Source organism: Cytobacillus praedii, from assembly GCF_001439605.1.
GTDB classification, from domain to species: Bacteria; Bacillota; Bacilli; order Bacillales; family Cytobacillaceae; genus Cytobacillus; species Cytobacillus praedii.
Genome location: NZ_LMBX01000001.1, coordinates 234,359 through 255,191 on the forward strand (window position 1 = coordinate 234,359; position 20,833 = coordinate 255,191).

15 protein-coding genes are annotated in these 20,833 nt (G+C 41.7%); 13 read left to right on the forward strand and 2 right to left on the reverse strand.

The genetic code is table 11. From position 1 onward, the window contains the following. The first annotated feature begins 21 nt into the window (after nucleotides 1-21). The 3 genes from speB to argS all read left to right on the forward strand — a co-directional run bounded on the left by speB (nucleotide 22) and on the right by argS (nucleotide 3,855). Nucleotides 22-894, forward strand: coding sequence for an agmatinase (gene speB / locus ASU02_RS01140; protein ID WP_057760099.1), 873 nt, complete (start codon nucleotides 22-24; stop codon nucleotides 892-894). Between the two features lie 862 nt (nucleotides 895-1,756). Beyond that, the gene (locus ASU02_RS01145; protein ID WP_232426111.1) at nucleotides 1,757-2,188 is read left to right on the forward strand and encodes a DUF1934 domain-containing protein; all 432 of its coding nucleotides are present in this window, start codon (nucleotides 1,757-1,759) and stop codon (nucleotides 2,186-2,188) included. Further along, on the forward strand, nucleotides 2,185-3,855 hold the full coding sequence (gene argS, locus ASU02_RS01150) for an arginine--tRNA ligase (RefSeq protein WP_057760105.1): 1,671 nt from the start codon (nucleotides 2,185-2,187) through the stop codon (nucleotides 3,853-3,855). Before ASU02_RS01145 ends, argS begins: the two co-directional genes overlap by 4 nt. Before the next feature lie 223 nt (nucleotides 3,856-4,078). On the opposite strand, the gene cls is transcribed toward argS, so the two are convergent. Then, entirely contained in the window at nucleotides 4,079-5,272 is a 1,194-nt protein-coding gene (cls, locus tag ASU02_RS01155) for a cardiolipin synthase (protein ID WP_057760107.1), read from the reverse strand. Nucleotides 5,273-5,480: 208 nt separating this feature from the next. Here cls and ASU02_RS01160 point away from each other — a divergent pair, with 208 nt between their 5' ends. The 10 genes from ASU02_RS01160 to ASU02_RS01205 all read left to right on the forward strand — a co-directional run bounded on the left by ASU02_RS01160 (nucleotide 5,481) and on the right by ASU02_RS01205 (nucleotide 19,938). Next, a complete protein-coding gene (locus tag ASU02_RS01160; protein ID WP_057760109.1) occupies nucleotides 5,481-7,592 on the forward strand; it encodes a heterodisulfide reductase-related iron-sulfur binding cluster in 2,112 nt (703 codons plus the stop codon). Nucleotides 7,593-7,880: 288 nt separating this feature from the next. Then, a complete protein-coding gene (locus tag ASU02_RS01165) occupies nucleotides 7,881-9,068 on the forward strand; it encodes an acetyl-CoA C-acetyltransferase (RefSeq protein WP_057760111.1) in 1,188 nt (395 codons plus the stop codon). 110 nt (nucleotides 9,069-9,178) lie between these two features. Then, nucleotides 9,179-10,030 (forward strand): 3-hydroxybutyryl-CoA dehydrogenase, encoded by an 852-nt coding sequence (locus ASU02_RS01170; RefSeq protein WP_057760114.1) that lies wholly within the window; start codon nucleotides 9,179-9,181, stop codon nucleotides 10,028-10,030. 176 nt (nucleotides 10,031-10,206) lie between these two features. Then, a complete protein-coding gene (locus ASU02_RS01175; protein ID WP_057760116.1) occupies nucleotides 10,207-11,337 on the forward strand; it encodes an acyl-CoA dehydrogenase in 1,131 nt (376 codons plus the stop codon). 33 nt (nucleotides 11,338-11,370) lie between these two features. Further along, entirely contained in the window at nucleotides 11,371-12,510 is a 1,140-nt protein-coding gene (locus ASU02_RS01180; RefSeq protein WP_057760118.1) for an acyl-CoA dehydrogenase, read from the forward strand. 131 nt (nucleotides 12,511-12,641) lie between these two features. Further along, nucleotides 12,642-13,280 (forward strand): TetR/AcrR family transcriptional regulator, encoded by a 639-nt coding sequence (locus tag ASU02_RS01185; protein WP_057760120.1) that lies wholly within the window; start codon nucleotides 12,642-12,644, stop codon nucleotides 13,278-13,280. A gap of 158 nt (nucleotides 13,281-13,438) precedes the next feature. Beyond that, the gene (gene icmF, locus ASU02_RS01190; RefSeq protein ID WP_057760122.1) at nucleotides 13,439-16,705 is read left to right on the forward strand and encodes a fused isobutyryl-CoA mutase/GTPase IcmF; all 3,267 of its coding nucleotides are present in this window, start codon (nucleotides 13,439-13,441) and stop codon (nucleotides 16,703-16,705) included. A 226-nt stretch (nucleotides 16,706-16,931) separates the two neighbouring features. Further along, nucleotides 16,932-17,129: a hypothetical protein gene (locus ASU02_RS01195; protein ID WP_057760125.1), complete on the forward strand. Its 198-nt coding sequence runs from the start codon at nucleotides 16,932-16,934 to the stop codon at nucleotides 17,127-17,129. Nucleotides 17,130-17,282: 153 nt separating this feature from the next. After that, nucleotides 17,283-17,840 carry a DNA-directed RNA polymerase subunit delta gene (gene rpoE, locus ASU02_RS01200; RefSeq protein ID WP_057760127.1) on the forward strand — a complete coding sequence of 186 codons (558 nt, stop codon included), beginning with the start codon at nucleotides 17,283-17,285 and terminating at the stop codon, nucleotides 17,838-17,840. Nucleotides 17,841-18,333: 493 nt separating this feature from the next. Further along, nucleotides 18,334-19,938, forward strand: a complete 1,605-nt coding sequence (locus ASU02_RS01205) for a CTP synthase (RefSeq protein WP_057760129.1) — start codon at nucleotides 18,334-18,336, stop codon at nucleotides 19,936-19,938. A 152-nt stretch (nucleotides 19,939-20,090) separates the two neighbouring features. Here ASU02_RS01205 and ASU02_RS01210 read toward each other — a convergent pair whose 3' ends face one another. Further along, nucleotides 20,091-20,621: a DUF2529 domain-containing protein gene (locus ASU02_RS01210; protein ID WP_057760132.1), complete on the reverse strand. Its 531-nt coding sequence runs from the start codon at nucleotides 20,619-20,621 to the stop codon at nucleotides 20,091-20,093. Nucleotides 20,622-20,833 lie beyond the last annotated feature (212 nt).

Here is a 20,833-nt window from a genome sequence, read left to right on the forward strand (position 1 = left end):
AACGAACGAGGGATGACAGGAATGCGTTTTGATGAAGCATATTCAGGCAATGTTTTTATAAAAAGCCATCCAAATTACGAAGAAAGTAAAGCTGTTTTATACGGTATGCCGATGGATTGGACGGTCAGCTATCGTCCAGGCTCCCGTTTTGGCCCTGCCCGGATACGTGAAGTGTCTATCGGCCTTGAGGAGTACAGCGCCTATCTTGATCGTGAATTAGAAGAAGTAAAATACTTTGATGCAGGCGATATTCCGCTTCCGTTCGGAAACCCGCAAAGAAGTCTGGACTTAATTGAGGAATTTATTGATAAGCTTTTGGCTGAAAATAAGTTCCCATTAGGGATGGGGGGCGAGCATCTTGTCTCTTGGCCTGTAATGAAAGCAATGTATAAAAAATATCCAGATCTTGCGATTATCCATATGGATGCACACACAGATTTGCGTGAGAATTATGAAGGGGAGCCACTATCCCATTCAACACCAATTCGCAAGGTAGCTGAATTAATTGGACCTCAGAATGTTTATTCATTCGGTATCCGTTCTGGCATGAAGGAAGAGTTCCAATGGGCAAAAGAAGTGGGCATGCACATTTCAAAATTTGAAGTGCTTGAGCCTCTAAAAGAAGTGCTGCCAAAATTAGCCGGACGTCCTGTTTATGTCACGATCGACATTGATGTACTCGATCCTGCACATGCACCAGGTACGGGAACAGTTGATGCAGGAGGCATTACATCTAAAGAACTGCTTGCCTCCATCCATGAAATTGCCCGTTCGGAAATTAATGTAGTAGGAGCAGACCTTGTGGAAGTTGCCCCAATCTATGACCCGTCAGAACAAACAGCCAATACAGCAAGCAAACTCATTCGCGAAATGATTCTTGGCTGGATAAAATAAGTAGGTTCTATTCTAAAAAGATTTTGTTTTTTTACCTAGTTGTGTGAACATGAGACATTTAGCAAAAAGTTTGGTTGACGGGAGCAGAAGGTGGCGAGACTCCTGCGGGAAGTGTGGGACAGCTGAGACCCCACAGGCGCAAGCGCCGAGGAGGCTCAGCGCCCACCCCGCGGAAAGCGAGCTACCTGGAGCGGAAGTCAACCTCTACCAACTATGTATTAAATAAGAAACAAAGTTAAGGTAAAAAAAGCAGTCAAGAAGTAAGATGATACAGCTATTACTTGTTTTAATAATCAAAAACGGAGACCCGCTGTCTCCGTTTTTTTCCGTGAAATAAGAAAGAATAGCTTTGGAGTTAGAGAATTGTCTGGCTACCGCTGCTAGGGGCTCGAGATCATAAGCCAACTTGACAAGAAGGCTAAAGAGCAGCCTTCCTGCCGATTCGTCTTATGCTTGTCGCCCCTGGGCAAGCCACCTCCGCATTTCGGATTGTCTAGCGCAAGCGTCCTATCACCTATCAAACTTCAGGTCCACTCCGCAACGATTGCGTCGACATCAATTCGCTCTGCTCATTGTGTCTCTATTATCTCGGCCGCGGCCCTTCTGCGTTTGTACGGCGATAACCAAGGCAATTGTGCTTTTCTTTATTGTCTAGCCCCAGCGCCCAGCGACTATCGGACTTCCGTTCCCTTCTTACGATAAGTCAACATCGAATCGCTATCGCTCTTCGTGTTTCCTTTATCTCAGTCGGGGGCCGTCCAGTCCATACGTCGCTAAGCGGGGCGCTTCCGCTTTTCTTATTCAACTAGCACCCGTTATCGTTTTCTACTATAATGAAATGAAAAGGATGTGTGGCCAACCAGTGGAGCAAGTGCCTGTAAAAATTAAGGTAAAAACGGATATACGCGATGGAAGCAGTAAGGATACTTTTGAACTTACGGCTTTTGGACAATACTACAAAAAGGAAAACGCCCGTTTCCTGCAATACAATGAGGAAATGGAAGAAGGCACCGTAAAGACGATTATTAAAATTTCCGATCAGGATGGTCTAATTTTGCGAAGCGGTGCAGTTAAAATGAGGCTTCCTTTTCAAATGAATAAAAAGCTAAGAGGCAGCTATGATACGCCATACGGGGTATTTGAAACGGCTACTTTAACAAAAAGGCTTGTCCATCAGTTTGATGAACAGACAGACATTGGATCAATTGATCTTTTATATGAAATGAGCATACAAGGTGCACATTCAGGTACATATCATTTAGTCATAACATTTCAAAAGGAGGAAGAAAAATGAATAGTGTTGAACAAATGCAGAGTAAATTAAAACAAGAAATCAAAGATGCTGTTCTAAAAGCAAATTTAGCAGCTGAAGAACAAATTCCGGATGTCATTCTAGAAGTCCCGAAGGATAAATCACATGGGGATTATTCTACGAATATGGCTATGCAGCTGGCACGTGTTGCAAAAAAGGCACCTAGACAAATAGCTGAAGCATTAATCGAGAATTTTGATTCTTCCAAAGCATCCATTAAAAAGATTGAAATGGCTGGTCCGGGATTTATTAATTTTCACATGGATAACAGCTACTTAACAAATTTGATCCCAACGATTCTTGAAGCAGGGGATCGATATGGAGAAACAAATATCGGCGGCAAGCAAAAGGTTCAAGTGGAGTTTGTGTCTGCAAACCCTACCGGTGACCTTCATCTTGGACATGCTCGGGGCGCGGCAGTTGGTGACTCGTTATGCAACATCTTAGCAAAGGCAGGCTATGATGTATCTCGCGAATATTATATTAATGACGCGGGCAACCAGATTAATAATTTGGCATGGTCTGTAGAAGCTCGTTATTTCCAAGCGCTTGGCATGGAGAAAGAAATGCCTGCAGATGGCTACCATGGCGAAGACATTATTGGCATCGGCAAGAAGCTAGCAGAGGAATACGGCGACAAGTATGTCCATGCAGACGAAAAGGAACGCTTTGACTTTTTCCGTGCATACGGCTTAAAGGTTGAAATGGCTAAGCTGAAGGCTGATCTTGAAGATTTCCGTGTCCCATTTGATGTCTGGTATTCTGAAACATCTCTTTATGAGAACGGGAAAATTGATAAGGCGTTAACAGCATTAAAAGACAATGGCCATATTTTTGAAGAAGATGGAGCAACATGGTTCCGTTCAACAACTTTTGGCGATGATAAAGACCGTGTTCTTATTAAAAATGATGGTTCTTACACATATTTAACACCAGATATTGCTTACCATAAGGATAAGCTTGAGCGCGGATTTGAACAGCTGATTAATATTTGGGGTGCAGACCATCATGGCTATATCCCTCGTATGAAGGCGGCAATTGAGGCACTAGGCTATAATCGTGAAGCTTTAGAGGTAGAAATTATCCAGCTTGTTCATTTATATAAAAACGGCGAAAAAATGAAGATGAGCAAACGTACTGGGAAAGCTGTAACGATGCGTGACCTTGTTGAAGAGGTAGGACTTGATGCAACTCGTTATTTCTTTGCAATGAGAAGCGCAGATACGCATATGGACTTTGATTTAGACTTAGCTGTTTCTCAATCTAATGAAAATCCTGTTTATTATGCGCAATATGCACATGCGCGTATTTCAAGCATTTTACGCCAAGGGGAAGAACAAGGTATGACTGTCGGCAGCCAGGCTGACTTCTCCCTTATTTCTTCAGAAAAGGAAATGGATGTCCTGAAAAAGTTAGGCGAATTCCCGCAAGCAGTTGGAGAAGCAGCGGGGAAGCGGTTACCGCACCGAATTACAAATTATATATTTGAATTAGCATCTACTTTCCATAGCTTCTACAATGCGGAAAAAGTTTTGGATGCCGATCATCCTGAACGGACAAAAGCACGCTTGGCACTAATCAAGGCAGTTCAAACCTCCTTGAAAAATGCTCTTGCCTTAATCGGTGTTTCTGCACCGGAAAAAATGTAATAGGAAAAGCTGACTCGCGGGAGTCAGCTTTTTTGTATTCTAGGAAATTATAAAATTGAATGTTGTGGATAACTTTGTGACAGGTTGTCTGCATCTAGCTCCAGCGCCTATCGCCTATCAAACTTCAGGTCCCCTCCCTACGATAAGTCAACATCGGTTCGCTCTCGCTCACCGTGTTTCCTTTATCTCAGCCGCGCCCTTCCGCTTTTCTTACGATTTTCAATTATAAGAGTGGTGCAATAAGTCGGGCTGCCCACTCTTTGATATTTCGCCTCTGTTTTAATTCTGTTAAGGATAATTGCCTCGAATGCTGAATATCTTGTTTAATGACAGCCTGCACTTTTTTAATGAAAGGCTGATCATAGATATAACAGTTTATTTCATAGTTGATAAAAAGGCTGCGTCTATCAAAATTTGCTGTACCAATATCGCACACCTCATCATCGATAATGATTGTTTTGGCATGATAAAAACCAGTTTGAAATTCATAAACTTCTGCGCCATTTTCAAGAAGTTTCCTTAGTGATGAATAGGAAGCCTCTTTGACAAGGATATGATCTGAAACTTTTGGAACAAGGATGGTTAATGTAATTCCCCTTGCCTGTGCAGCAATTAAGTCATTTAATAATCTTTCACTGGGTATAAAATAAGGTGTGCCAATAAATATTTTAGTTTTTGCCCTATTAATTAAAGAGGAAAAGGTGTCTTCCAAAAAGGCACCTTTTGATGGAACAATCTGGTGTTGAATCTTTCCTGTATGCAATGCCGGAAAATAAGCGTTATTTGCTAATAGATTGGTGTTCGTCTCTTTAAGCCAGTCGATTAAAAATTCCTTCTGCAGATCAGCCACACCTTCGCCGATCATTTTTAAGTGATAATCACGCCATGGACTTAACTTCGGGTCTAAATTAATATATTCCTTGCCAATATTGAATCCGCCAATATAGCCAATTTTCCCGTCAATAATTGTGATTTTCCTGTGGTTTCTCGCCTGGAACGTATAAAACAGGCAGGGGGGCTTCGGTGTGTGGGCAAAGGAGAAATGAATCCCATGCCTTTTTAGCGATTCAATGGTTTTCTTCTTAATCGGGAAGCTTCCCATTCGATCAAGGAGCAAGCGGACTTCGACTCCTTCATCCGCCTTTTCTTTTAATATGTTAAGAAATTCTTTACTGATGTTGTCGTCCTTAACAATATAGAAGAGGATATGGATATGATGTGTTGCCTTTTTTAGCTCGGAAAAAAAATCGGCAAATAGCTCCGGTCCTTTAGTGAAAATATCTATGTTGCTTGCTCGAAAAGGGGAGTTTACTCGTTTTAAGCCTTGTAACTGTTTTTTTCTCCCGAGGGTGAAATCAAGAGAAAGCCAAAGAGCAATAATTAGTAAAATAGCTGCTATTGTCAGAAGGATTGTCATTGCAGTGTGCTCCTCGGAAATATATTTCCAATTATTATCTCCATGTCAATAAATTCTATAATTATTTTTATAGAAAAAGAAAAAACTGGTTGACTGAATGCTCATTCATTATATAATAGATACAAGTAATAATATCTGAAAATTGAATCGTATTAAAAATTTTCGACTAATACGTATATTAGGAATCCAAGAAAGGAGTGCTTTATATATGAACGGGTTATTATGGATTAACTTAATTGCATTTCTCCTTGTAACCGCTTACGCTGTTAGCCTGTTTGTTTATGTGATTAAGACAAGAATGGCGTATATCAAGCTCGGTAAAAAGGCTGACTTCGATAATAATGTGAAAGAGCGGCTCGGAAAGATCTGGGTGAATGTCTTTGGCCAGAAAAAGCTTATGAAGGATAAGAAAAGTGGAGCAATCCACGTCATGTTCTTCTATGGTTTTATTCTTGTTCAATTCGGCGCGATTGATTTTATCATTAAAGGAATCAAGCCAGGAGCCCATTTGCCGCTTGGGCCATTATATCCAGGCTTTACCTTTTTTCAGGAAATTGTTACGTTAACGATTTTAGTAGCCGTTGTATGGGCGTTCTATCGCAGGTACATTGAAAAGCTTGTACGATTGAAGAGAGGCTTTAAATCAGGTCTTGTTTTAATTTTTATCGGTGGGTTAATGCTTTCCGTCTTACTTGGAAACGGCATGGGGATGATCTGGCATGGCCATGAAGGTGTGTGGACAGAGCCGGTCGCATCATTAATTGCGGGAGGATTCTCCTGGATGGGAGAAACAGCCTCTATCGTCGTATTCTACATTTCTTGGTGGATTCACCTGCTATTCCTTCTTGCATTCCTGGTATACGTTCCACAGGGCAAGCATGCTCACTTAATTGCTGGACCAGCAAATGTGTATTTTAACCGTTTAGAGAATCCTGGGAAATTAACGAAAATTGACTTTGAAGATGAATCACAGGAATCGTTCGGTGTGGGGAAAATTGAAGATTTCAACCAGCTGCAAATGATAGACTTCTATGCATGTGTAGAATGCGGACGCTGTACAAATATGTGTCCAGCGACTGGCACAGGCAAGATGCTATCGCCGATGGATCTAATTCTAAAGCTTCGTGATCATCTAACAAACCATGGGGCAGCTGTCACATCTAAGCAGCCATGGGTGCCAACATTTGCATTTTCAAATACTACAGGCAACCAGCTAGCATTAGCTGCGTCAGGAAAAGGAGCGCAAGAGGCTGCAGCGGGGCTTGCATACAGCCCAAGCTTAATTGGCGATGTAATTACAGAAGAAGAAATCTGGGCATGTACAACATGCCGAAACTGTGAAGACCAATGTCCAGTAATGAATGAACATGTTGATAAAATTATTGACCTTCGCCGTTATCTTGTCTTAACAGAAGGAAAAATGGATGCAGATGCACAGCGTGCGATGACAAATATTGAACGCCAGGGCAATCCATGGGGACTTAACCGCAAGGAAAAAGAAAACTGGAGAGAAGCGCGCGAGGATGTATATGTACCAACAGTGAAGGAATTGAAAAAATCCGGAGAAGAATTCGAGTACCTCTTCTGGGTTGGTGCGATGGGCTCATTTGATAACCGCAGCCAAAAAATTGCCCTTTCCTTTGCGAAATTAATGAACGAAGCTGGCGTTAAGTTTGCGATTTTAGGAAATAAAGAAAAGAACTCTGGCGATACACCAAGACGTCTTGGAAACGAGTTCTTATTCCAGGAGCTTGCAACGAAAAATATTGAAGAGTTTGAGAAGAATGAAGTCAAAAAGATCGTTACAATTGATCCGCATGCATACAATATATTCAAAAACGAATATCCTGATTTCGGATTAGAAGCTGAAGTGTACCATCATACAGAAATTCTTTACGACCTTGTTAAAGAAGGCAGACTGAAGCCGCAGCATGCAGTAAACGAAACGATTACCTTCCATGACTCCTGTTACTTAGGACGCTATAACGAAGTGTATGATCCGCCTCGTGAAATCCTTAAAGCAATTCCAGGCGTTAAGCTAGTAGAAATGGAAAGAAACCGTGAAACAGGCATGTGCTGTGGAGCAGGAGGCGGTTTAATGTGGATGGAAGAAGAAACTGGCCACCGCATTAATGTCTCACGGACAGAGCAAGCATTGGCAGTGAATCCAGGCATCATCAGCTCTGGCTGTCCATACTGCTTAACGATGCTTTCAGATGGGACAAAGGCGAAGGAAGTAGAGGAAAAAGTAGGTACGTATGATGTTGCTGAAATTCTAGAAAAAGCCGTCATTGGTGAACAGCAGACACTCGTATCATAATAAATAATCAGTGGAAATTGAAACACAGCATCATTCATAATATAATTTTATGAATTTTGGGTAAAGTGTTTCAATTTCTGCTATTTTTAAAGTAAAATAGAATAATAGGATAAAGCGCTTACATTCCTTGGAATAGGTATGCAAATTTTTTTATATTTGTTTCGAGCGAGCGTTCAGTCATTTAACTAGTCCACTAATTGAAACTTCAGCGAAGAACAACTTCAAAGACAATTACTTTTTCATCTCAATGTTTTTATACTTAACAATTGAATTAAAGGGGCGATTCGAATGGGGAAAACTGTAATAGTAGGCGGAGCAAGAACACCTTTCGGAAAATTTGCAGGCGGATTAAGCAGCTTTTCGGCATCTGATCTTGGGGGCATTGCCGTAAAAGAGGCCCTGCATCGTGCGGGTGTAAAGCCTGAAGAAGTAGGTGAAGTCATTCTAGGTACCGTTCTCCAAGGCGGGCAAGGACAAATCCCGTCGCGGCAGGCAGCACGGAAGGCTGGCTTGCCATGGGAAGTAAAGACAGAAACCGTTAACAAAGTTTGTGCCTCAGGTATGCGCAGTGTGACCCTCGGTGACCAAATTATTCGCTTAGGGGATGAAGAGGTCATTGTAGCAGGCGGAATGGAATCGATGAGCAATGCACCGTATTTCTTGCCGAATGCCCGCTGGGGGTTACGAATGGGAGATGCGCAAGTAAAAGACCTTATGACGCATGATGGCTTGAGCTGCAGCTTTACTGGCGTCCATATGGGCACGTATGGCAATGAGGCAGCAGAAGAACTAGAAATTAGCAGGGAAGAGCAAGATCGCTGGGCTCTAAGAAGTCATGAGTTGACCATTGCAGCGATGGAGTCTGGGAAATTGGCAGAAGAGATTGTTCCTGTAGAGGTTCCGCAGCGTAAGGGCGAGCCGATTATTGTGGCAGAAGATGAGTCGCCTCGAAAGGACACATCACTTGAAAAGTTAGCTAAGCTTCGTTCAGCTTTTGGCCAAGGCGGAACGATTACAGCAGGGAATGCACCTGGAGTGAATGATGGAGCAGCGGCACTCGTATTGATGAGCGAGGAACGTGCGGTGCGTGAAGGAAGAAAGCCGGAAGCGGTTATTCTAGGGCATGCGGCCATTGCAGTAGAAGCAAAGGATTTTCCGAAAACACCAGGGCTAGTGATTAATGAGCTTCTTCGGAAAACAGGGAAATCTGTTGAAGATATCGATTTATTCGAAATTAATGAGGCATTTGCAGCAGTAGCATTAACGAGCGGAAAAATTGCAAACTTAGATGAAAGCAAAGTCAATGTAAATGGCGGTGCGGTTGCCCTTGGTCATCCAATTGGTGCGAGCGGGGCGCGAATTATTCTAACATTAATGCATGAATTGAAAAGACGCGGCGGCGGGGTTGGCATTGCGGCTATCTGCAGCGGCGGCGGCCAAGGCGATGCGATTATGATTGAAGTGCCAAAACAATAGGCTGTACGCTAATCTATTGTAAAATTTTTAGGTTTTATTATCTGAAATCTACGTATATTGTTTAAATTTGAAATATAGTATTCAACGAACAAATTGGGGGAGCAGAAAAAATGAATGTACAAAAAATCATGGTAATCGGTGCTGGTCAAATGGGTTCAGGGATTGCACAAGTATGTGCTCAAGCAGGATATAGTGTTTTATTAAATGACCTGAAGCAGGAGTTTGTAGACCGCGGACTTGGTGTCATTAAAAAGAACCTCAATCGTCAAGTAGAGAAAGAACGAATGACAGCACAGCAAATGGAAGAGGTTTTGAATAATCTTACGCCATCAACTGCATTAACGGATGCGAAGGATATGGACCTCATCATTGAGGCAGCGGTTGAAAATATGGAAATCAAAACGAAAATTTTCAGCCAGCTGGATGAAATTGCACCAGCACACGCGATTCTAGCAAGCAATACTTCTTCCTTGCCAATTACAGAAATTGCAGCAGCAACAAAGCGCCCTGAGAAAGTAATCGGCATGCATTTTATGAACCCAGTTCCAGTTATGAAGCTTGTTGAAATCATCCGTGGATTGGCAACAGCTGATGAAGTCTATCAAACAATCGAAGATATCACGAAGACGTTAAAGAAGGTTCCAGTTGAAGTGAATGACTTCCCAGGATTTGTCTCTAACAGAGTGTTAATGCCAATGATCAATGAAGCAATTTTTACCTTATATGAAGGGGTTGCAACGAAGGAAGCGATTGATGAGGTTATGAAGCTTGGCATGAATCATCCAATGGGGCCATTAACACTGGCTGATTTCATCGGACTCGATACATGCCTGTACATTATGGAAACACTTCATGAAGGCTTCGGAGATGATAAATACCGTCCATGCCCGCTATTAAGAAAGTATGTTAAAGCAGGCTGGCTTGGAAAGAAAACAGGCAGAGGCTTTTACGAATACGCATAAGAAAATGTTGGTTTTTGTCGAATAATCGATATTTCAGTTATTTCGCAGATAAATGAACCAATTTCGTAGATATATCCTAATTTTCGCAGATAAATGATCCGTTTTCGCAGATAAATGCCGCGAAAAGAAAAAAGCCTTAATATAACACCGAAGAATGAGGTCCGGAGGGGATTCGAATGAACCTAAGATTTACTGAAGAGCAGGAAATGATGAGAAAAATGGTGCGTGACTTTGCACAAGCAGAAATTGCACCTTTTATTGAAAAAATGGAGCAAGGGGAGTTCCCGCGTGAAATCCTCCGCAAAATGGGAGAGCTAGGATTGATGGGGATTCCAATTCCTGAGCAATACGGCGGATCTGAAATGGATTTTACCTCGTATATCATTGCAATAAACGAGCTTTCAAAAGTGAGTGCGACGGTTGGCGTGATTTTATCTGTTCATACATCTGTGGGAACAAACCCAATCGTTTATTTTGGAACAGAAGAGCAAAAGCAAAAGTACGTGCCAAAACTGGCATCAGGTGAATATCTTGGCGCGTTCTGTTTAACTGAACCGAGTGCAGGATCAGATGCAGGGGGCCTAAAATCAAAAGCGCGTAAAGATGGCGACCATTATATCATCAATGGATCCAAAGTATTTATTACAAACGGCGGGGAAGCAGATATTTATATCGTTTTCGCTTCCACCAATCCTGAGCTTGGCAGCAAAGGAATTTCAGCGTTCATCGTTGAGAAAGATACGCCTGGTCTCGTGATCGGGAAGGATGAGCATAAAATGGGGCTGCATGGATCAAGAACACTGCAGCTTAGCTTTGAGGACATGCGTGTTCCGGCAGAGAACCTGCTTGGTGAAGAAGGGCAAGGGTTTAAAATTGCTATGGCTAACCTTGACGTCGGCCGCATCGGAATTGCCGCGCAGGCGCTTGGAATAGCAGAGGCAGCACTCAAGGCTGCAACAGGGTATGCAAAGGAACGTGTTCAATTTGGCAAGCCAATTGCAGCTCAGCAAGGTATTGGGTTTAAGCTGGCAGATATGGCAACAAGTGTGGAAGCTGCGAAGCTATTAATCTACCGTGCGGCAGACCTTCGCCAAAGAGGGGTTAAATGCGGGAAAGAAGCGTCAATGGCCAAGCTTTATGCCTCAAGAACGGCAGTGGAAGTAACGACAGATGCAATCCAGGTATTTGGCGGCTACGGCTATACAGAGGATTACCCAGTTGAACGTTATTTCCGTGATGCAAAAATTACTGAAATTTATGAGGGAACAAGTGAAATTCAACGAATTGTTATTAGCAAACAGCTGTAAAACAAATACCATCATTAATGGAGGATAAGTGAGATGAACTTTCAATTAACTGAAGAACATGAAATGATCCGAAAAATGGTACGTGATTTTGCGAAAAATGAAGTAGCTCCAACAGCAGCTGAGCGAGATGAGGAAGAGCGTTTTGACCGTGAGATTTTCGATAAGATGGCTGAGCTTGGTTTAACAGGTATTCCATGGCCTGAAGAGTACGGCGGCATTGGCAGCGATTATTTAGCCTATTGTATTGCTGTAGAAGAGCTTTCCAGAGTCTGTGCCTCAACAGGCGTGACTTTATCTGCACATACTTCTCTTGCAGGCTGGCCAATTTATAAGTTCGGCAGTGAAGAGCAAAAGCAAAAATACTTAAAACCGATGGCCCAAGGAGAGAAAATTGGCGGCTACGGCTTAACAGAGCCTGGGAGCGGTTCAGATGCAGGCGGAATGAAAACGACTGCACGTCTTGAAGGGGAACACTATATTTTAAATGGCTCGAAAATTTTTATTACAAATGGCGGAATTGCTGATATTTACGTCGTCTTTGCGCTAACAGATCCGTCTTCAAAGCATAAGGGAACAACTGCATTTATTATCGAATCAGACTTTGAAGGCTTTTCAGTCGGCAAAAAGGAGAAAAAGCTAGGCATTCGTTCTTCACCAACAACAGAAATCATTTTTGATAACTGCAAGGTACCTGTTGAAAATGTGCTAGGTGAAGTAGGAGAAGGCTTCAAGATTGCAATGATGACGCTTGATGGCGGACGCAATGGAATTGCCGCACAAGCGGTTGGGATTGCTCAAGGTGCATTAGATGCTTCAATTGAATATGCAAAGGAGCGAGTGCAATTCGGAAAGCCGATTGCAGCCCAGCAAGGCATTGGCTTTAAGCTGGCAGACATGGCAACTAGTGTGGAAGCTTCAAGGTTATTAACCTATCAAGCAGCATGGCTTGAATCTGAAGGCTTACCGTATGGAAAAGAATCAGCGATGTCTAAATTGCTTGCGGGAGATACGGCAATGAAGGTAACGACAGATGCTGTGCAAATTTTTGGCGGCTACGGCTATACAAAGGATTATCCAGTTGAGCGCTTTATGCGTGATGCAAAAATCACTCAGATTTATGAAGGGACACAAGAAATTCAGCGTCTCGTTATTTCTCGCATGCTGACGAAATAAGGCTTGCATGCAAAAAGAGTTTTAAAGCGGGGTTTCCTCGAAGATCTAGATCGTCTTAGTCTGCCAAACCTGCTGAAAACTTGCCCTAAAGGCATACTCGAAATTGGGGATTGAAAAAGGCGGTAGGTAAAGTGAAAAAACGTGAAGTACAAGCGTCTGTGAAAGACGAACGGCTCGTTAAAAAGAGGCGAGATCAAATGATTAAAGGTGCGGTAACCCTTTTTATTCAAAAAGGGTTCCACCGCACAACAACAAGAGAAATTGCCAAGGCTTCCGGATTTAGCATCGGCACCTTATATGAGTACATTCGGACGAAGGAAGATGTCTTATATCTTGTGTGTGACAGCATTTATGATCAGGTAAGCGAACGCCTGCAGGAAGATCTTGATACAAACCGGGGCACACTTGAAAGCTTAAGGATTGGCATTGCTGGTTATTTCCGAGTGGTTGATGAGATGCAGGATGAGGTTCTCGTCATGTATCAGGAAGTAAAATCCTTATCAAAGGATGCTTTGCCTTATGTTCTCAAGAAGGAACTTGAAATGGTTGAAATGTTTGAGCAGGTTATAAATGGCTGTGTAGAAAATGGTGAATTAGATCTAACGGAGGAGCAGGTCAAAATGATTGCTCATAATATCTTTGTCCAAGGGCAAATGTGGGCATTCCGCCGCTGGTCATTGAAGAAAATCTACACAATCGATGATTATATTAAGCTGCAAACCGATTTGCTTTTTCAAGGAATAATCAATGAAAAAGTACAGCAGATATAGAGGGAAATGGGCAAATGGCTGAAAAATTTTCAGAATTGCTAGATAAACAGTGCGGATTGCGAGATAACTGAACAAAGTTACTAGATAACTAAACGGAGTTGCTCGATAAACCATAAAACATGCTAGATAAGCAATCAATCTAATAGAGGGGGAGAAGAATGAGTAATCTAGAAGTTTATAAGCCAAAGAATCATATTCGTTTTGTAACAGCTTCCAGTCTTTTTGATGGTCATGATGCCTCCATTAATATTATGAGAAGAATTATTCAGGCAAGCGGGGCAGAGGTCATTCATCTTGGACATAACCGTTCAGTTGAAGAGGTGGTCAATGCAGCTATTCAAGAGGATGTACAAGGGATCGCGATTTCTTCCTACCAGGGAGGACATGTTGAATACTTTAAATATATGTACGACCTTTTAAAGGAAAAAGGCGCGCCGCACATCCGGATTTATGGCGGCGGGGGCGGCGTTATTATTCCAAAGGAAATTAAGGAGCTTCATGAATACGGAATTGCAAAAATCTTTTCTCCAGAAGATGGGCGCCAAAACGGACTGCAAGGCATGATCAATGTGATGCTTGAGGAATGTGATTTCCCAACATTCGATACAGAAGCAACGGAGCATATTGAAAAACTTCAAGTTGGGCAGGTTAATGCTGTTGCCAAGCTGATTACGCTTGCCGAGCACCATGTCAGCATGGAAAAAGAAACAGCAGCCGCACTCAATTCAGTGATGGAAAAGGTGAAAACATTAGAGAAGTCTGTTCCGGTTCTGGGGATTACCGGTACGGGAGGAGCGGGAAAAAGCTCATTAACAGATGAATTAATTCGCCGTTTTATCAATGAAATTCCAGAAAAGAAGGTTGCAATTCTATCAGTTGACCCGACGAAACAAAAAACAGGCGGGGCCCTTCTTGGTGACCGTATTCGAATGAATGCGATTTTCAATCCTCGTGTGTACATGCGCAGTTTAGCAACAAGACAATCAAAAAGTGAGCTTTCACTTGCTATTAAGGACGCGATTTCTGTCGTCAAAGCGGCCGGCTTTGATCTCATTGTTGTTGAGACAAGCGGAATAGGGCAAGGGGATGCTGAAATAACTGAAATTTGCGACGTTTCCATGTATGTCATGACGAGTGAATTTGGTGCCCCATCCCAGCTTGAAAAAATCGATATGATTGACTATGCTGATTTGATTGTTATCAATAAATTCGAACGAAAAGGCTCAGAGGATGCGAGACGGCAAGTTCAGAAGCAATATCAAAGAAGCCATATGCTGTTCGAAAAAGAAATGGATGAAATGCCGGTATATGGAACGATTGCAAGTCAGTTCAATGATCCAGGGACGAACGCTGTATTCGCAGCTTTAATCGAGAAGATCAATGAAAAGTCCAGAACAGATTGGCAAACCTCTTTTTCAAAAAATGCCCGTGTTGAAAAGCAAAACGTCATTATCCCAAATGAGCAGCGCTACTATTTAAGAGAAGTTTCTGAAGCTGTTCGCAATTATCATAAGAAGGCAAATGAACAAGCTGAACTTGCCCGCAAGCTATTCCAGCTTGAAGGTGCACTGCTTGCTGTTCGTGAGCAGGATACAAATGAGGAAGTTCTTGCAGCATTAGAAAAGGTTAAAGCAGACACTGAAGCAAAGCTTACTCAAGAAACGAAGAAAATTCTTGACGGCTGGGAAGACTTAACGAAGAAGTACACGGGTGAACAGTTTGTTACCAAAATACGTGATAAAGAAATCGTTACTATTTTAAAGACGAGAAGTCTATCTGGCCTTTCGATTCCAAAGGTTGCACTGCCGAAATATAAGGATTATGGAGAAATTATCCGCTGGGTGTATAGAGAAAATGTACCTGGGTCATTCCCATATACTGCTGGGGTTTTCCCGTTTAAGCGAGAGGGAGAAGATCCGAAGCGGCAATTTGCTGGAGAAGGAACGCCGGAAAGAACGAATCGCCGCTTCCATTATTTATCGAAGGACGATTCGGCAAAACGTTTAAGCACGGCATTCGACTCGGTTACTTTATATGGAGAGGATCCAGATTACCGTCCAGATATTTATGGAAAAGTAGGGGAAAGCGGAGTCAGCATTTGTACGTTAGATGATATGAAAAAGCTTTATGCAGGCTTTGACCTCTGTCATCCATCCACATCTGTTTCAATGACAATCAATGGCCCAGCGCCAATTATTCTTGCGATGTTTATGAATACAGCAATTGAACAGCAAATCGAGGCGAAGGAACAAGAGCTTGGCCGTATTTTAACAGAAGCGGAATTTGCGGAGGTTAGGGCTCTTACATTGCAAACCGTTAGAGGTACTGTTCAGGCAGACATATTAAAAGAAGATCAAGGCCAGAATACATGTATTTTCTCCACTGAGTTTGCACTAAGAATGATGGGAGATATTCAGCAGTATTTCATTGACCAAAAGGTTCGTAATTATTACTCTGTTTCTATTTCCGGTTACCATATTGCGGAAGCAGGAGCTAATCCAATTTCACAGCTTGCCTTTACACTTGCAAACGGCTTTACGTATGTAGAGTATTATTTAAGCAGAGGAATGAATATCAATGATTTTGCACCAAATTTATCGTTCTTCTTCTCAAATGGACTGGATCCTGAATATACGGTGCTAGGCCGCGTGGCACGCCGTATTTGGGCAACGGTAATGAGAAATAAGTATGGAGCAAATGAACGCAGCCAGAAGCTTAAGTACCATATTCAAACATCAGGACGCTCGCTTCATGCGCAGGAAATTGATTTCAACGATATTCGTACGACCTTGCAAGCTTTGATGGCTCTGCATGATAACTGCAATTCTTTGCATACGAACGCGTATGATGAGGCCATTACTACGCCGACAGAGGAATCTGTCCGCCGTGCAATGGCGATTCAAATGATTATTACAAAAGAGCATGGTTTAACGAAAAATGAAAATCCACTGCAAGGGGCATTTATTATTGATGAATTAACAGATCTTGTAGAGGAGCAGGTGCTACAAGAGTTCGAAAGAATCAATGATCGCGGCGGTGTGCTCGGTGCAATGGAAACACAGTACCAGCGCGGGAAAATCCAAGATGAATCGATGTATTACGAAATGCGAAAGCATACGGGCGAACTGCCAATTATTGGCGTTAACACGTATTTAAACCCAAATCCTCCATCCGAGGATGATATGAACAACATGGAGCTGGCAAGGGCTACGAAGGAAGAAAAGGAAACACAAATCCAAAATTTGCGCAGCTTCCAGAATCGAAACAAAGAGAAAACAGAAGATGCGCTAAAATGTTTGAAGGAAACAGCGGTCAGCGGAGGAAATATTTTTGCTGAACTGATGGAGACAGTCAAAGTGGCAAGTCTTGGCCAAATAACAAGGGCTCTTTATGAAGTTGGGGGTCAGTATAGAAGGAATATGTAATTTTAAATAGGGGACTGGGAGGAAATCGGCACTGCAGCCGATTTCCTTTTGTCTAGCTGTGTCTCCCAGCAGGATTTTCTTACGCTTATCGGGATGAACCAGTAGCGTTCACATGTCAATTTCAAAAAAATTCATTCCTTACTTATACTTTCCTGCGTGAATTCGATATAATCGAATATAGTTAAGTGTAAACTTCACAGATTTGAAAGAGCAGGGTGTGGAATGAGTGAAACGAATTTTCGTTTTTATTGGACTAATAGGGGTTTGTATTGGAACCGTCTATCTATATCAGAGACAATTAGGGGCAATCCCGTTTTTATTACTATCCATTTACTTCTTTATTTTAGCCTACAAACAGCTCTCAAAAAAACCGAATCAGTGTGATGAAGAAGAAAAAGAGAAGAAAAACAACAGATATAGCTAGCATAAACAGAAAAATTTTGTTTATAATGAAGAATATGCATTTTAGAGCATGCAAATAAAAGCAGAAATAATAATTATCTTTAATATTTTTTTGTTAATTTTCCCTTCAGAGAAAAGCGCTGAAGGTGTTACATAGAGAAAGGACGTGCGAATAGTGAGTTTACAAGAGTACTCGAAAGAACAATTGCAAGAAATGTCTTTAATTGAAATCGCATATGAGTTATTAAAGGGAAGAAAAGAAGCTTTGCCTTTCAAGGTCATTATGGATGAACTTACAAATCTTCTTGAGCTTTCAGACGAGCAAGTTAGAACAAAAATTGCCCAATTTTATACAGATTTAAATATTGATGGCCGTTTTTTAGGCTTAGGAGACAACACTTGGGGTCTTCGTGTTTGGTATCCAATTGATCAAGTAGAAGAAGAAGTGGTCACAGATATTAAGCCGAAGAAGAAAAAGGCGAAAAAGGCATCGGATGATGATGATTTAGACCTTGATGATTTTGATGATTTAGATGAAGATGAAATTGATTATGATGATATTGACGATTTGGATGAAGAAGATTTACTCGACGACGATGATGATGATTTGATTGAAGATGAAGAGGATATAGATGAGGATCTTCTTGATAAGGATGAAGAATTTGACCTGGATGATGAAGACGAAGATCTAGAGGATGATGATCTTGATGAAGAGGAAGAAGAAGATTTATAATCTTGACTTTTTCCTAGCAGGCTTGTAGAATCATTTTTGGGCTCCTTTTAAAAAGGAACGATTCATTATACACGTACAGCGCTCCCTTACTTTTATTAAGTAAGCGGAGCGCTTTTTATTTTTTATTGCATCGCTAGACCCTCTAAAATCAAAGCTCTTTTCTGAAAGATTGTTGTCTTTTAACTTAGTTGTGAATGAACTTTAGCAGTAAAATGGCTTGGTTGACTGGAGCAGAAGGTGCGAGACTCCTGCGGGAGGAGTGGGACAGGTGAGACCCCACAGGCACTAAAGTGCCGAGGAGGCTCACCGCCCACCCCGCGGAAAGCGAGCAACCTGGAGCGGAAGTCACCCCCTGCTAACTTTGTTATTTAATGGCAGCAATGTTTACGAAAACAGCAACATCATGCTTGGACAACCGGCAAGAATGATTTCTTTAATTATGTCTTTAAATAAAGGCAAATTTGTACAAACTGATACTTAAGGGGGAATTATGATGACGAAGTATATTTTTGTGACAGGCGGCGTTGTGTCGTCACTAGGAAAGGGTATTGTAGCAGCATCACTTGGAAGACTGTTGAAAAACAGAGGATTATCGGTAACGATTCAAAAGTTTGATCCCTATATAAATGTAGATCCAGGGACAATGAGTCCTTACCAGCATGGTGAAGTTTTCGTAACGGGTGATGGAGCAGAAACAGATTTAGACTTAGGGCACTATGAGCGCTTTGTTGACATCAATGTAACAAAATACAGCAGTGTAACAACAGGGAAGATCTACTCAACTGTGCTTCGGAAGGAACGCCGCGGAGATTATAATGGCGGAACGGTTCAGGTCATTCCGCATATTACAAATGAAATTAAAGACCGTGTTTTCCGCGCGGGTCATGAAACAAATTCAGATGTTGTTATCACTGAAATTGGCGGTACAGTAGGAGATATTGAATCTCTTCCATTTTTAGAAGCTATCCGTCAAATTAAAAGCGATGTAGGCCGTGACAATGTAATGTATGTTCACTGTACATTGGTGCCTTATATTAAAGCTGCTGGAGAAATGAAAACAAAGCCAACACAGCATAGTGTAAAAGAACTAAGAAGCTTGGGCATCCAGCCAAACGTCATTGTTGTTCGTACAGAAATGCCAATCTCTCAAGATATGAAGGACAAGCTTGCTTTATTCTGTGATATTGATAAAGATGCGGTAATTGAATGCCGTGATGCGGACACATTATATTCCATTCCGTTAGCTCTTCAGGATCAAAATCTTGATAAGATTGTCTGCGACCATTTAAAGTTAGACTGTGGAGAAGCAGACATGACGGAATGGAAGCAGTTAGTTGAAAAAGTAACTAACTTATCGAAGACAACGAGAATAGCGCTTGTCGGTAAATATGTTGAATTGCAGGATGCGTATATTTCAGTAGTTGAAGCATTGAAGCATGCTGGGTATGCACATGATTCCGATATCGCAGTGGACTGGATTAATGCAGAAGAGGTTACTGAAAGCAATGTGACAGATTTATTGAAGGATGCAGATGGCGTACTTGTGCCTGGCGGATTCGGAGATCGAGGAATTGAAGGGAAAATTCTTGCGATCCAATATGCTCGTGAACATAAAAAGCCATTCCTTGGCATTTGCTTAGGTATGCAGCTGGCATCGATTGAGTTTGCAAGAAATGTGTTAAATCTTAAAGGAGCACATTCCGCGGAAATTGATCCATCAACAGAGCATCCGATTATTGACCTTCTTCCAGAACAAAAGGATGTAGAGGATCTTGGCGGAACGCTTCGACTTGGATTGCAAGCTTGTAAATTAATCGAAGAGACGAAGGCTTACCATGCTTATCAGGATGAAGTTGTGTATGAACGTCATCGTCATCGCTACGAGTTCAATAATCATTACCGTCAAGAAATGGAGGATGCAGGTTTTGTATTCTCTGGGACTAGCCCTGACGGCCGCCTAGTCGAAATTATTGAAATTAAAGACCATCCATGGTTTGTGGCATCTCAATTCCATCCGGAATTTATTTCAAGACCAAATCGTCCACAGCCATTGTTCCGCGAATTTGTTGGTGCAGCATTACAATTCAGCGAGAAGTAATGGAAAAACCCCCGCTAATTTGGCGGGGGTTTCTATTTTGGTCGATAAATCATTGAAAGTGGCCCGTAAATTACTCGAAGTGGCCTATAAAATGCAAAAATAGTAGATTTTTAATAGGAACTAACCTGCTTAGCAGCCAATCTGCTCATGAATTACTCATATTCTGCAAGGATTTCCTCTATGGTGAAGCGGATTCCATAATAGACAAATAATGCAGCCATTGATGATGGGAAACCAAAGCGGTTTCCTTCTTCGTCAGGGAGAAGCCCTTTTGTAAGAGATAAATTAATATGAACATCCGCGAGATTAACCAAGTTCTCCTCTTCTTCAGATACAGCGGTGGAGATAGCAACAAAAGGAATCTGCTTTTCTGCTAAAAAATTTCCTAATTTGACTGCTTCTTCATCTGTTGAATATCTAGAGACGATTAAAAATCTGTCTGTCTCGGAAATGTCATCTAACTTATCATCAGCATTCCAAATGACTCCTTTTCTTAAAGGCTCCTGACTTTCTGCTGCTTCATAAGCAACGGCTTTCATTTCATTTTCAGCAAATATGTATAATTTTCCGCTTCCGATGACAGCTTGTGCAAGCAGACGTGCACTGTCCTCCATTGCCAGTTCTTCTTTATCCTGTATTCTTTTAAACAACCCAGAAAGCTGGGTAGAAAACATTTTTAGCATCTTCTCTCTCCTTATACAATTGTTTCATTTTAAATCATGTCTAATTATAAGGAATGTAGAGTAAAAGGTAAAATAATGGCTTAGAATTAAAAAAACAGGCAGGAATTGACAGGAATGGAGTAGAATTATAGGAAGGGGAGTAATTGAATAGCCAGCAGGACATCATAGGTAGAAAGTAAGAACAATCATTTATCGCAGACTAACGGGCTGTA